Source organism: Adlercreutzia sp. CNCM I-6215 (genome assembly GCF_977072315.1).
Map to the genome: position 1 here is coordinate 31,995 of NZ_CDRVMA010000006.1, position 13,127 is coordinate 45,121.

At 68.0% G+C, this 13,127-nt stretch carries 10 protein-coding genes and 2 tRNA genes; 2 read left to right on the forward strand and 10 right to left on the reverse strand.

The annotated features are described in order from the left end of the window. Positions 1 to 47: 47 nt before the first annotated feature. Entirely contained in the window at positions 48 to 1,355 is a 1,308-nt protein-coding gene (locus ACW4LP_RS05945) for an isochorismatase family protein (RefSeq protein WP_455803572.1), read from the forward strand. Between the two features lie 190 nt (positions 1,356 to 1,545). On the opposite strand, the gene hcp is transcribed toward ACW4LP_RS05945, so the two are convergent. Beyond that, entirely contained in the window at positions 1,546 to 3,132 is a 1,587-nt protein-coding gene (gene hcp / locus ACW4LP_RS05950) for a hydroxylamine reductase (protein WP_455803573.1), read from the reverse strand. A 150-nt stretch (positions 3,133 to 3,282) separates the two neighbouring features. Here hcp and ACW4LP_RS05955 point away from each other — a divergent pair, with 150 nt between their 5' ends. Beyond that, positions 3,283 to 3,966, forward strand: coding sequence for a Crp/Fnr family transcriptional regulator (locus ACW4LP_RS05955; RefSeq protein WP_022739748.1), 684 nt, complete (start codon positions 3,283 to 3,285; stop codon positions 3,964 to 3,966). Here ACW4LP_RS05955 and ACW4LP_RS05960 read toward each other — a convergent pair. From ACW4LP_RS05960 to mrdA, 9 genes are all read right to left on the reverse strand, one after another. After that, positions 3,933 to 4,874: a PLP-dependent cysteine synthase family protein gene (locus ACW4LP_RS05960; protein ID WP_417177291.1), complete on the reverse strand. Its 942-nt coding sequence runs from the start codon at positions 4,872 to 4,874 to the stop codon at positions 3,933 to 3,935. The genes ACW4LP_RS05955 and ACW4LP_RS05960 overlap by 34 nt on opposite strands. A 165-nt stretch (positions 4,875 to 5,039) precedes the next feature. Further along, positions 5,040 to 5,116: transfer RNA gene (locus ACW4LP_RS05965), tRNA-Asp, on the reverse strand. A 20-nt stretch (positions 5,117 to 5,136) separates the two neighbouring features. After that, positions 5,137 to 5,213: transfer RNA gene (locus tag ACW4LP_RS05970), tRNA-Asp, on the reverse strand. A 69-nt stretch (positions 5,214 to 5,282) separates the two neighbouring features. Continuing rightward, positions 5,283 to 5,645: a histidine triad nucleotide-binding protein gene (locus ACW4LP_RS05975; RefSeq protein WP_114539757.1), complete on the reverse strand. Its 363-nt coding sequence runs from the start codon at positions 5,643 to 5,645 to the stop codon at positions 5,283 to 5,285. Positions 5,646 to 5,911: 266 nt separating this feature from the next. Further along, positions 5,912 to 6,562 (reverse strand): TIGR03936 family radical SAM-associated protein, encoded by a 651-nt coding sequence (locus ACW4LP_RS05980; RefSeq protein ID WP_417177292.1) that lies wholly within the window; start codon positions 6,560 to 6,562, stop codon positions 5,912 to 5,914. Then, positions 6,562 to 8,496 (reverse strand): TIGR03960 family B12-binding radical SAM protein, encoded by a 1,935-nt coding sequence (locus ACW4LP_RS05985; protein WP_455803574.1) that lies wholly within the window; start codon positions 8,494 to 8,496, stop codon positions 6,562 to 6,564. The genes ACW4LP_RS05980 and ACW4LP_RS05985 overlap by 1 nt, the downstream gene beginning before the upstream one ends. After that, positions 8,489 to 9,694: a YcjF family protein gene (locus ACW4LP_RS05990; RefSeq protein ID WP_417177294.1), complete on the reverse strand. Its 1,206-nt coding sequence runs from the start codon at positions 9,692 to 9,694 to the stop codon at positions 8,489 to 8,491. The genes ACW4LP_RS05985 and ACW4LP_RS05990 overlap by 8 nt, the downstream gene beginning before the upstream one ends. After that, complete coding sequence (gene rodA / locus ACW4LP_RS05995; RefSeq protein ID WP_417177295.1) at positions 9,691 to 10,947, reverse strand: rod shape-determining protein RodA; 1,257 nt, start codon at positions 10,945 to 10,947, stop codon at positions 9,691 to 9,693. The genes ACW4LP_RS05990 and rodA overlap by 4 nt, the downstream gene beginning before the upstream one ends. A 1-nt stretch (position 10,948) precedes the next feature. Then, complete coding sequence (gene mrdA, locus ACW4LP_RS06000) at positions 10,949 to 13,123, reverse strand: penicillin-binding protein 2 (RefSeq protein WP_417177296.1); 2,175 nt, start codon at positions 13,121 to 13,123, stop codon at positions 10,949 to 10,951. Positions 13,124 to 13,127: the final 4 nt, after the last annotated feature.

Genomic DNA, 13,127 nt, shown 5'->3' on the forward strand with positions numbered 1-13,127 from the left:
ATAGTACTACAATGGAGCGAACCTACCGCGAAGTTTAAGGAGTTGCCGTGATAGAACCAGCCCGCGCCGCCTTCCTGCTCATCGATATGCAGAACGGATTCATCGACGGCGCCTCGCCCCTGTGCATCGCCGGTGCCGCCGCCACCGTTCCTGCCTGCGCCCATGCCCTGGCCGCCGCCCGCGAGCACGGCCTCGCCGTCTTCCACGTGCGCCGCGCCTACGCTGCCGACGGCAGCGATGTGGAGGCCGTCCGCTGGGAAGCGTGGGCAGAAGGGGGCCGGCCGCTTTCCAGCGCCGATCCGATGAGCCTTGCGTGCCCGTCTGAGCTGGCGCCGGCCCCTGGCGAGCCCGTCGTCGTGAAGCCGAGCTGGTCGGCCTTCTTCGGCACCGATCTGGACGCCCTGCTGCGCGCACGGGGCATCGGCACCCTCGTGCTCGCGGGCACCACCACCCCCAACTGCGTGCGCTCGACGGCCTACGACGGGCTGGCGCGCGGCTTCAACGTCGCCGTCCTGCGGGACGCCACCTCCTCGCGCAGCCCCGAAGCACAGGAGGCGAATCTGGCGGACATGGAGGCCGCGGGCATCCAGCTTATCCGCACCGGCGACTTCGCGGCCAACGGGCTTCTGCACGTCCGCGACACCGAGGCCGAGGTGGCCCGGGCCGTGGCCCTGGAGCTGGAGGCGAAGGCGCGGAACACGGAAACGGACGCGGCAGCGGATACGGCGGCCGCAAATGGCTCGGGGGCTCCCTTGCCCCCTACCCCGACGCTCGAGTCCATCGAGACCGTCTCTACCGGCTGGATCAACAAGTACCACCTGCACTACACGCTGCCCGACGGGCGCCCCTACACCTACGAGGGCGTCTCCCGCAAGGGGCCCGAGCGCTACGAGGCCGCTTTGGAGGCCTTAGGGAGCACCGGTGCGCCCGACCCCGACGCCGTGTGCATCGTGCCCCTTCTGCCCGATGGCTCGGTGCTGCTGGAGCGCGAGTTCCGCTACCCGCTGAACAGCTGGTGCGTATCGCTGCCCGCCGGTCTCATCGACGCCGGCGAGTCCCTGGAAGAGGCCGTGGCCCGCGAACTTTCCGAGGAGACCGGCTATCGGCTGCGCGACGACATCGCTCCGGCGGTGCGCCCGCTGCCCCAGCCCGGCTTCTCGTCCACAGGTCTTACCGAGGAGAACGTGCAGGTGGTCTTCGCCCAGGTGGAGCCCGCCGGCGAGGCGCGCCCCGACAGCGCCGAGCTCATCGAGCCCTTCACCGTGGCCCGCACCGACCTGCGCGCCTTCCTGGACGCCAACCAGCTCCCCATCGGCACCCGCTGCCAGCTCATCCTGGAGTTGCTGGCGCTCTAGCATAGCCGGAACCCCCACGTCCTCCTCTCTCGGTAAGTACCGAGTGGCGCCACAAAATGGCGGCCGACTCTTCGTGAACCATGGAAGGCAACGAAAAAGGCGACGACCTCCGTCGGTCGCCGCCTTCCGTTTGCCTCGCATCGCATCGCGCTCGCGCGATCTCTCGGGGCTCCTCGTTCTGTGCTCGGCGCTACTCGCCCAGAAGCTCCGCGAGGTCAGCCTCCGGGGTGGTGATGGGGGCGATGCCGTAGTTCTCGACGAGGACGTCGAGAACGCCCGGGCTCACGAAGGCCGGCAGCGTGGGGCCGAGCTTGATATTCCGAATGCCCAGGTACAGCAGCGTGAGCAGGATGCAGACGGCCTTCTGCTCGTACCAGGACAGCACCATGGACAGCGGCAGGTCGTTCACGCCGCAGTCGAAGGCCTCGGCCAGGGCTACGGCCACCTGGATGGCGCTGTAGGCATCGTTGCACTGGCCCATGTCCATGAGGCGCGGCAGGCCGCCGATCTCGCCCAGATCGAGGTCGTTGAAGCGGTACTTGCCGCAGGCCAGGGTGAGCACCACCGTGTCGTCGGGGGTGGCCTTCACGAAGTCGGTGTAATAGTTGCGCCCCGGACGCGCGCCGTCGCAGCCGGCGACGAGGAAGAAGTGCTTGATGGCGCCGCTCTTCACCGCGTCCACCACCGTGTCGGCCACGGAGAGCACCGTGCCCTGGGCGAAGCCCGTGGTCATCGCCGTGCCGCCGTTGATGCCGGGAATCGTGTGGGGCTCGTCGTAGCCACCCAGCTCCAGCGCCTTCTGGATAACCGGGCCGAAGTCCTTGTCGGGGCCGATATGCGTGCAGCCGGGGAAGGCGACGACTTCCGTGGTGAACACGTTGTCGGCGTAGCTCTCCTTGGGAGGCATGAGGCAGTTGGTAGTGAACAGGAAGGCCGCGGGCACGCCGTCGAACTCCTTCTTCTGGTTCTGCCATGCGGTGCCGAAGTTGCCCTTGAGCTGCGGGTACTTCTTCAGCTTCGGATAGGCGTGGGCCGGCAGCATCTCGCCGTGGGTGTAGACGCTCACGCCTGTGTTCTCGGTCTGCTCCAGCAGAAGCTTCAGGTCGTGCAGGTCGTGGCCGGAGATGACGATGAACGGGCCCGGCTCCACCTCCATGGCGACGGTGGTGGGCTCCGGCGTGCCGTAGGTGCCCGTGTTGGCCTCATCGAGCAGCTTCATGCAGCCGAGGTTCACCTCGCCCACCTTCAGCGCCAGGGGCAGAAGCGCGTCCACCGAGCCCGGCTCGGCCAGCTGCGCCAGGGCGTCGGCGAAGAACTCGTCGACAGTCGCGTCGCGGTAGCCCAGCACCCGGGCGTGGTAGGCGTAGGCCGCCGTACCGCGCAGGCCGAACAGCACGAGGGACTTGAGCGAACGGATGTCCTCGTCGTCGCCCCAGATCTGGTCGACGTCGTAGTCGGAGACCGGCTCGATGCCGGCCGCGGCGGCCACGGCGGCCGTCTCGACGCGCACTGCGCCCTTAAGCGCGGTCACGGCCTGCCCGTCGAAGTTCACGTTGGTCATGCAGGTGAACAGGCCGTCCACGATGAGATCGCAGATACGGTCGTTTTTGACGCCGGCCTCTCGGGCCGTGCGGGCCAGGGCGATCATCGCCCCGGTCAGCGCGTCCTGGGCATCGGCCACATCGGCCGGCTTGCCGCACACGCCGGCGCCGCCGGTGCAGGCCTCGCACTTCGCCACCTGCTCGCATTGGAAGCAAAACATTTGCTCTGTCGCCATAGACACTCCCTTTCGGGTCGCGGCCCTTGCGGCCGTGTTCCAGTAGATAGACGGCACCGTTGCGCCGCTGTTGTGAAGGTACTGGCACGGCAGGGCATTGTATGTTGTAATCACAACAAACGAAGCTTCCTTCAATGAAAAGGTTGACCCATGGAACGAAACGCCTTCCTGGCTGGAACGCCGCTGTTTTCGGGCGTGGCATCGCAGGAGGTCGGCGCGATGCTCGATTGCCTCGATGCCCATGAGCGCCGCTATGCCCAGGGCGAGCGCATCCATCATATGGGGGATTCGGTGTCCACTGCCGGCATCGTGCTCACGGGGCGCGTCCGCATCGAGCACGTCGACCCCTGGGGCAACGTGAGCGTCGTGGGCATGCGCGGGCCCGGTGCCATGTTCGGCGAGGCCTACGCCGCCGCCGGCGAGCCGCTGCTCGTGGACGTCGTCGCCGACCAGGACTGCACCGTCCTCTTCCTGAATCTCGCGAAGGTGGTCGGCCCCTGCTCGTGCCGCTGCGACCATCACGCCCTCGTGGCCCGCAACATGATCGCCGCCATCGCTCGGCAGAGCCTCGCCCTCTCGCGCCGCATCTTTCACGTAGCGCCCAAGTCCATCCGCGGCAAGGTGCTCGCCTACCTCTCCAATGAGGCAGAGCGCACCGGCACCCGCGAGTTCGACATCCCCTTCAACCGCCAGCAGCTCGCCGACTACCTGGGGGTGGATCGCAGCGCGCTATCGGCGGAGCTGTCCCGCATGCAGAAGGCGGGGCTCATCCGATGCCGCCGCAACCACTTCGCGCTGCCTCACTCCCCCTCGAACAGCACCGTGGAGAAGTAGCGCTCGCCGGTGTCGGGGGCCAGCGTTACCACGGTCTTGTCCGGGCCGAGCACCCGCGCCAACCGCAGAGCGGCCGCCACGTTGGTGCCCGAGGAGATGCCGGCAAACAGGCCCTCCTCTCGGGCGAGGCGCCGCGCGCATTCCAGAGCTTCCTCATCGGTCACCACGACGATCTCGTCGATGAGCGCGGTGTCCATGATGGCGGGCAGGATGCCATCGCCGATGCCCATCTGCACATGGGTGCCGATGGCGCCGCCCGAGAGCAGTGCGGCATGCTCGGGCTCGGCGGCCCAGATCTGCACCTTGGGGAAGGCCGTGCGCAGCTCGGAGCCTATGCCAGTGATGGTGCCACCAGTGCCGAAGCCGGAGCAGAAGCCATCGATGGCGATGCCGGCCGCGCGCACATCGGCAAGGATCTCCGCGGCCGTGCCATCGACATGGGCCGCCAGGTTGTCGCGGTTCACGAATTGCTGGGGCACGAACACGCGCGGATCCTCCGCGGCCATCTTCTGGGCAAGGGCGATGCACTCCTCGATGCAGGCGCCGATGTCGCCCTCGTCGTGGACGCAGATCACCTCGGCCCCGTAATGCTCCATGATGCGCCGGCGTTCTACCGAGCAGGAGTCCGGCATGATGATGCGGGCCGCGTAGCCCTTCACGGCCGCCACAAGGGCGAGCCCCACGCCCTGGTTGCCGCTCGTGGGCTCCACGATGATGGAATCGGGCGTCAGTTCCCCGCGTTCCTCGGCGCGCTCGATCATCTTCAGCGCCGTGCGCGTCTTCACCGATCCGCCCACGTTCACCGCCTCGAACTTCACGAGCACCTGGGCGTCGTCGGGGCCGGTCATGCGCCGCAGCCGCACGAGCGGCGTCGATCCCACGGCCTCCAGAACGTTATCGCAGATCATAGCTTCCCCTCACCTTCGGGGTCATCGTTTTCAACAACGGATTCTAGCATCGGGTCTCCCCCGTCCCCTGCTCCATCGCCTCGAAACGCCAAATCCCCGCCCCGAGGGGCAGGTACCCCGACATAGCAAAATCGCCGCCCCAAAGGACGGCGATTCAATTTCGAATGGCGGGATGTACGAGACTCGAACTCGCGACCTCCGACGTGACAGGCCGGCGCTCTAACCAACTGAGCTAACACCCCGAATGGTGTCGTGCTGAAAATGGCGGGATGTACGAGACTCGAACTCGCGACCTCCGACGTGACAGGCCGGCGCTCTAACCAACTGAGCTAACACCCCGTGTTTCAGCAGCCCGTATAGTTTAACAGAATCGCTCTTCCGCACAAGCCCCTTTTTCGAGAATTTTTCCTACTGTGCCTCGCGGTAGGAGCCCTCGAAGGTGAAGCGGCCCATCTTGGTGCCTCCGAGCACGTGAATGTGCAGGTGATTCACCGTGGCCGCCGAGTCGGGGCCCGTGTTCACCACGGTGCGGTAGCCGGACTCGCCGACGCCCTTCAAACGCGCCACCTCCGGCACGACGCTCATCATATGCCCGATGACCTCGGCCGGCACGCCGGCGGCCAAGTTGTCGTAGTGGGTCTTCGGCACGATGAGGGTGTGCACCGGCGCCTCGGGCTCGATGTCGTCGAAGGCGTAGCACACATCGTCCTCGTACACCTTGGCCGACGGGATCTCGCCGGACACGATCTTGCAGAACAGGCAATCGTCCATGGGTCTTCCTTTCAACTTCCAACCCTTAAATCATACCTTCATTTGCCCGCGTTGGCTTGAAAACAACGAAAGATCGGCAATCGCGCCGTTTTTCGCCCCTCCTTTGCCTGAAATGGCTTGGAAATGACGAAAGATCGGGCATGCCAAGCTCTTGAAAGCCCTTTTGTAATACACCAGCTGGGGAAACATCCGGTTCTGTATTACAACGAAGCCCGATTTTCGCTCTTTCGGCCGAACTTTCGTGATTTCCAAGCCATTTTGCGGGGCTAAATCCCCTCGGCGGCGCGCTGGTCGATGCGGAGGAAGGTGATCGGCCGCAGCATCTCGGTCGCGTGACCGGCGGCAACGGTCTCGCGAATAAGTTCGCGGGCGAAGGCGTCGGCGCGCAAGGATCCCGTGGGCTTGGCCTCCAGAGAAAAGCGCACCGTGGCGCCGTCCAGCGACACCGGGCCCACGAGGAAGTCGGCCGGCACGAGCGTCTTCTGCTTCTTCTTGCGCACAACGGTGATGGCCTCGGGAACCACGATGGCGCCCGGAGCCTCGGAGAGCACGACCTCGTAGGTGCTCACGGGCAAAGCCACGCTGGCGGCGGCATCGCGCGCCTCAATGTAGCGCGCCTCGGTGGGGTACAAGTCGGCGGGGCTCGCCTCCTGCAGCGCCGCGAGGGCCTTGCCTGCAGGCACGTAGTCCGTGAGGAACAGATCGAATATCTCGGCGGTGCCTCCCACCCCCACGGGCAGAGCCGCCCCGAAGGCGATGCGCATATGCGGCGAGAAGCCCTGGCTCACCGCGAAGGGCAGCTGCGCCCGGCGCACAGCACGCTCGAGGGCGCGGGCCAACTCCAGATGCGACAGCATGGACAGGCGCCCGGTCTCGCGGAAGGTGACGCGCAGGCGGAACAAACGGGGATCGGCCATTATCGGATCGCCTCCTTCACCGTGCGGTACGGGTTGCGCGCCGGGGCCACTTCCTTGCCCTCGCGCTCCTGCTGCAACTCGATGTCGACGCCCAACGTGGGGCAGGCGCCGCAGGCGGAGCAGTTCTCGAAGGTGCAGTCCGGCGTCGTGACGCCGGCAGCGGCGCGCTCCCGCTCCCGGGCGAGGAACTTCGGCGAGACCGCGGCGGTGATGTGCGCCCAGGGCAGCACGTAGCCGGTCGGGAACTCGGCCTGGGCGATCGCGGCGGGATCAAGCCCCAAATCCTCGGCGGCGCCGGTCCACGCCTCTTCATTGAAAAGCTCCGTCCAGGCGTCGAAGCGGGCGCCCCGGCGCCAGGCGGCCTCAACCCAGTCGGCCACCTCGCGGCCGCCGCGGCTCATGACCGCCTCGACGAACGACGTCGCGGGATCGTGGTAGTGCACGTCCACCGCCTTGTACTTCACCGACCGCTTGAGCAGCCCCACGCGGCGCAGCGTCTCCTCCGGGGAGATCTGCCCGTCCCACTGGAAGGGCGTCTGGGCCTTGGGCACGAACACCGCGCAGGACACGCTCATGCGCACGCTGCCGCGCTGCTCGGGCGGCACGGCGGCCTTCGCGCGGTCGTAGGCGCGCTGGGCCAGACTCGCGATGCCCTTGATGTCGTCGTCGGTCTCGGTGGGCAGCCCCACCATGAAGTACAGCTTGCAGCGGCGCCAGCCGGCGGCGAAGGCGGCATCGATGACGGCGAACAAGTCGTCCTCGGTGACGTTCTTGTTGATAACGTCGCGCAGCCGCTGGGTGCCGGCTTCCGGCGCGAAGGTGAGGCCGCCCTTTTTCTGACCGGCTACGAGCTCGGCCATTTCCACCCCGAAGGCGTCCAGACGCTGGGAGGGCACGCTCACGCGCACACCGGCCCCGGCGCAGTCGGCGTTCACCCGCGAGAGGATCTCGGCGATCTGGGAGTGATCCGTGGAGGAGAGCGATGTCAGGCTCACCTCGTCGTAGCCGGTCTCGGCGAGGCCCCGGGCCACGGCGTCCACGATGTTGTCGGCCGAGCGCTCCCGTACCGGGCGGTACATCATACCCGCCTGGCAGAAGCGGCAGCCCCGCGCGCAGCCGCGCAGGATCTCGACGTTCAGCCGGTCGTGCACTACTTCCGTGTAGGGCACGATCATGGGCTCGAGCGCCGGGCTGTCGGCGAAACCCTCGAAGACGCGCTTGTGCACCACGCATGGCACATCGTCGAACAGGGGCTCCGCCCAGCTGCCGGCCGCCTGGGCCTCCTCATCGCTGCGCCAGCGGTACAGACTCGACACGTAGGCGCCGCCCACGCGCCGCGCCACCTCGCGCAGGATCTCGGCCCGGGGCGCGCCGGATGCGCGCAGCTCGCGGATGAGCGCCAGCGTCTCGGGGAGCTGCTCTTCGCCCTCTCCCACCAAGATGACGTCGAAGAACGGCGCGTAGGGCTCCGGGTTGTAGGCGCACGGGCCGCCGGCGAGCACGATGGGGTCGCCCTCGGCGCGGTCGACGGTGCGCAGCGGGATGCCGGCGAGATCGAGCGTCTCCAGCACGTTGGTGGCGGCCAGCTCGTGGGGCAGCGTGATGCCCACCACGTCGAAGTCGGCCACGGGCCGGCAGCTCTCCAGGGAGAACAGCGGCACGCCCTCCTCGCGCATGAGGTCGGCCATGTCCACCGCCGGCAGAAAGGCCCGCTCGGCCCCCATGCCGTCGGCAGCATTCACGGCGTTCACGAGGATGCGCACGGCCTGGTTGGCCTGGCCCAACTCGTAGGTGTCCGGGTAGATCATGCAGAAGGCGAAGTCCCCCTCGGCCACCGGCGCGGCGCAGCCCCACTCGTGGTTCAGGTAGCGGGCCGGCCGTTCCACCCGGGAGAGCAAAGGCTCCACCCGAGGCCACAGATCGCGCCTAGCCACGGGCGCCTCCCTTGCCAGCGCCTTTCCCCTTGCCGCGCAGGGCGCGGAAGGCCGAGGCCCCGGCTCCGCGGGCCGCCTCGATCACCTTGCCGCCGGCGGGGGTTGCCGCCGCCTTCGACGCGGCCTCCACGGCCTCGTCACGGGCCTTCTGCACCACCGATGCCACGCCGACGATGTCGCCGCCGGCCTCGAAGTACTCGATGGCCGCGTGCCCCATGGCCTCGGTGCCCGCGAACCCGATGGCCCCCTTGATGGCCCAGCCGAGCACCGGCACCACGCCGACGGCCGTGCGGGCGATGTTGCGGAACAGAAACGCCCCGCCCACGACGGCCGCCAGCTCCTTGATGCGCTCGGCCGACAACGGCTGGCCGTAGGCAGCGGCGATCTGCAGCAGCATCTTCGCCTGGTTGAGCGTCATGATGGGCATGTCGGCCCCGGGGATGAACACCACCACGCCCACGCCGGCGTTCTGCACCGAGGTGGCCCGCACCGCGTCCAGGGACAGCGGGCGCCGCACGAAGGGAAACGCCAGCGCGAAGGCGAGGCGCTTGTCCTTGCAGGCGGCGATGATCCACTCCCCCATGCGACGGTCCAGCGTGGCCGCGCCCTCGGCGTCCAGCGGGATGGGCTCGGCGTCGGCGGGCTCGGTCTCCACGGGCAGCGCGTGCTCGATGTCCTCGATGGCCGCCTCGGCCGCGTTCGCCGCCTCGGCCGCCGCGGCGTTCGGCGCCTCGTTGGCGGTGCTGCCGGCCGTGATGCGGCGCGCCAGAGCCCGGGCGGCGTCCCCGAAAGGCGTGGGGTTGGTCATGCTCGGCGCGACGATGTCCCCCTCGGGAACGGGCCAGCCGGCCGCCTCGGCCGCTGCGGCCACGGCGTGAGGGGCCGTGGTGGCCACCATGACCGGGATGCCGGCGCCGCGGATGTGGGCCGCCTGCTCGCCGATGCGGGGCGAATCCCCGGCGACGATGACCGCCATGTCGTCGGCCCCGTAGGGCTCGGCGAGCAGGTTGTCGTCCAGATACCCGATGGTCACCCGGGTCTTGGCCCCCGCGCTCGCAAAGGCGCTGCGCACGTGGCCCACCACATCGCCCGGGGCCGTCTCGTCGATGTAGACCGACACCGCCAGAGGCGTGTTGCGCGCCTCGTCGATATCGGTGGCCGCCTTCAGGAGGGCGGGGATATCGAGGGGAAGATTCATGAGGCTTTCCTTCCGTGAGAGGGAGTCCGGGCAAAGCCGGACTGCGTGGACGTATGGGAGTACACCGAGCCGATGAGCCCGATGAGCGCGAAGTTCACGACCATGAACGAGGAGCCGTAGCTGACGAAGGGCAGCGGGATGCCCGTGATGGGCATAAGGCCGCAGTCCATGCCGATGTTCTCCAAAATCTGGAAGAGCCACATGCCGATGACGCCCATGACGATGAGCATGCCGAAGAGGTTGTCGGCGCGCCGGGCGATGGAGAGGCACGCCACGATGAGCAGGGCGTACAGGCCGAGAAGCGCCATGACGCCCACGAACCCGAACTCCTCGGCCAGAACGCAGAAGATGAAGTCCGTGGGGGCCTCGGGCAGAAAACCGTGGGTCGACTGTGTGGCGTTCCCGATGCCTTTGCCGAACAGGCCGCCGCTGCCGATGGCGATCTTGGCCTGGGCGAGGTTGTAGCCGTCGCCGGAAAGGTCCCCCTCGGGGTTCAGGAACACGAGCAGGCGGCTGCGCTGGTAGTTCTTCAGGAGGCGGTACTCCCACGTGCCGTCGGACTGCTGGTACTTCAGCAGCTCGTCGACGGCGAACACCGCCGCGATGGCCGCGATGCCGGCGATGAGCGTGATGAGCAGGTAGCGCCCCTTGGCGCCTCCCATGACGAGCACCACCGCGGAGATGGCCATATACACCAGCCCCGTGCCCAAGTCCGGCTGGGTCATGATGGCCGCGAACGGAACGAGCAGCATCCCGAGCACCTTGCAGTACTCTCGCCAATCGTCCAGCGTGCCCTGGTAGCGGGCCAGAAGACTCGCGGCGAAGAGCACCACCGTGACCTTCGCGAACTCGCCGGGCTGCACCTGCATGCCGATCTTGATCCAGGATTTGGCCCCCATGCCCGCGTCGGTGCCGAGGCCCGGGATGTGGGGCAGAAGGATGAGCACCACGTTGATGACGAGCAGCGCCGTGGTGAGGTTCGCCAGGCGCCGGTAGTCGAAGGCCCACAGGGCCACCATGGCGACCAGGCCCACGGCCACGCCCTGCAGCTGGCGGCTGAAGTTGTAGTCGGCGTCCCCCTGCACCGCCGACCAGCAGACCACGAGACCGTAGGCGACGAGCACCGCGATGACGGCGAGGAAGCCCCAGGGCACGCGCGCAAGCAGCGAGGGCGCAGCCGGGCGCGCCGAGCCGTGGGCCGGTCGGCGCTGGCTGGAGTGAACCGAGTGGATTTGGGGAAGCTGCTGGGCCATGCTAGTCCTCACGGCCGCCGGAGTCGTTGGCGATGGCGACGGACTCGCCGGGCGAGCCGGAGATGCGCTCCGGCTTCACCGAGGACGTGCCGGCGGCGCAGTCCATGAGCGCGCCCATGACCTCGGCCACCACCGGCGCCGCGGTGTCCGATCCGCCGCCGCCCTGCTCCACCACGCAGGCCACGACGTACTTCGGGTCGTTGTAGGGGGCATAGGCCACGAACCAGGCCGTATCGTTCTGGTCCTGCTTCTCGCCGGTCCCGGACTTGCCGGCCGCGTCGATCCCCAGCTCCTCGAACAGCGGCGCCACGGAATGGGACTCCTGCACCATGCCGCGCAGCGCGTCGCGCACGTAGGCCAGATGGGCCTCGCTCACCTCGGGGGTGCGCTCGACGACCGGCTCGTAGGTGACCACCGTCTCGCCCTCGCTGTTGCGCACCTCCTTCAGAAGGTGCGGCCGCATGATGCGGCCCGTGGCCACGCCGGCGTAGGCGCAGGCCACCTGCAAGGGCGTCACGAGCACATCGCCCTGGCCGATGATCATGTTGGTGTAGTCGCCACCGCGGAAGGTGGCTTCGGAGGGCACGTTCTGCCAGCGCTCGGCCTTCCAGGCCGGGGTGGGGATGACGCCCACGGCCTCGCCGCCCAAATCGATGTCAGTCTTCTCGCCGAAGCCGAACTGCCCCAGGTAGTCCTGGAGCGCCGTCTCCGATATCTCGCCGGTGCCGGCGGGCCCATGGTCGTAGAAAGCCTTGCCGATCTCGTAGAAGACCGTGTCGCAGGAGTTCACGATGCCCCCGTGCAGATCGAGCGTCCCATGGCCGTCGTGCTTCCAGCAGCGCTGCACGTCCCCAGTGCCGAAGCCGTCCCACTTGCCCGTGCAGTTCCACGAGCTGCTCTCCGTGGCGAAGCCGTACTCCAGGCCAGCTAAGGAGGTGAAGGCCTTGAAGGTGGAGGCGGCCATGAACTGGCCGGACACCACGTTGTTGTTCAGCGGCGCGTAGGCCTCCTCGGAGTTGTACCTATCCATGAGTTCCTGGGAGAAGGCACCGGTGAAATTCGTCGGGTCGAAGGTGGGGAAGCTTGACATAACGAGCACCGACCCGTCGGTCACGTCAAGTGCCACAACGGCGCCCTTGGAGCCCTTGCCCGTGCCGATGACGCCGCCCGATGGCGCGATGAGCTTGGCCAGGGCCGCGTCGGCCACGTACTGAGCCCTGGCGTCGATGGTGAGGTAGAGGTCGTTGCCCTTGGTGTCCTTGATGTCGCTCATGACCGAGATGCGCCGGCCGTTGGCGTCCACCATGACCTGGCTCTCGCCGTGCTCGCCGGACAAGTACGCGTCGTAGGTGGCCTCCACCCCAGCGTTGCCCACCACGTCGATGGCGAGGATGTCGCGGCCCTCGATCTTCTCCTCGAGCCGGGCAGCCGAGGGCGAGCCGGTGTAGCCGAGCACATGGGCCGCCAGCGCCCCGTAGGGATACTCGCGCTGGGAGCGCTCCTCCACGGTGATGCCGGGGAAGGCGTCGGCATGCTCGGCGATGAAGGCCACGTCGCGCAGGCGCACGTCCTCCCCCACCACGCGCAGGCTCTGAGCGCCGGCGGCGGCATCGTTGATGCGCTGGAGCACCACGTTGGCGGGAAGCCCCAGCACCGTGGAGAGCCGGCGCACGACATCGCGGTTGTCGGCCACCTCAGGGTCGGCCACGACGGTCTGGCTCGGGCGGTTCACCACCAAAGCCTCGCCGTTGGTGTCGTAGATGCAGCCGCGGGGGGCGGGCGTCTTCACCGTGGTGTACAGGTTCTCCTCCGCCGCCTGGGCGTAGGCCTCAGATCCCGCGATCTGCATGGACCACAGCTTCGCCGACAGGGCGCCAAAGATGGCCACGGCCGCCGCCGCCAGACCCGCAAAGCGGCGTCCCAGCTCGTCAGAGGGCTTCTTCGACGCGGCCCCGGGCTCGGAGCTGGACACGGTCACATCGCCCTCGCGAGCGGCCTGGGCCTTGGAGCGGCGCTCGAAGGGCGAGCTTCCCACGCCCACGGTGGAAAGCTCCGAGACTCCCTTGGCGCGGCCGACCGAGGGCGTCTCCCTGCGGGCGCGCAGCGCGAGCGCCGCTGCCACAACCACAATGACGATGACCGCCGCCAGGACGGCGACGATGATAGCTACGAGCACGGCT

Bases quoted from the DNA above. Each gene is read 5' to 3' on its own strand.
- hcp (WP_455803573.1), bottom strand. From the start codon at position 3,132: ATGGCGACAGAGCAAATGTTTTGCTTCCAATGCGAGCAGGTGGCGAAG.
- ACW4LP_RS05955 (WP_022739748.1), top strand. From the start codon at position 3,283: ATGGAACGAAACGCCTTCCTGGCTGGAACGCCGCTGTTTTCGGGCGTG.
- ACW4LP_RS05960 (WP_417177291.1), bottom strand. From the start codon at position 4,874: ATGATCTGCGATAACGTTCTGGAGGCCGTGGGATCGACGCCGCTCGTG.
- ACW4LP_RS05975 (WP_114539757.1), bottom strand. From the start codon at position 5,645: ATGGACGATTGCCTGTTCTGCAAGATCGTGTCCGGCGAGATCCCGTCG.
- ACW4LP_RS05980 (WP_417177292.1), bottom strand. From the start codon at position 6,562: ATGGCCGATCCCCGTTTGTTCCGCCTGCGCGTCACCTTCCGCGAGACC.
- ACW4LP_RS05990 (WP_417177294.1), bottom strand. From the start codon at position 9,694: ATGAATCTTCCCCTCGATATCCCCGCCCTCCTGAAGGCGGCCACCGAT.
- rodA (WP_417177295.1), bottom strand. From the start codon at position 10,947: ATGGCCCAGCAGCTTCCCCAAATCCACTCGGTTCACTCCAGCCAGCGC.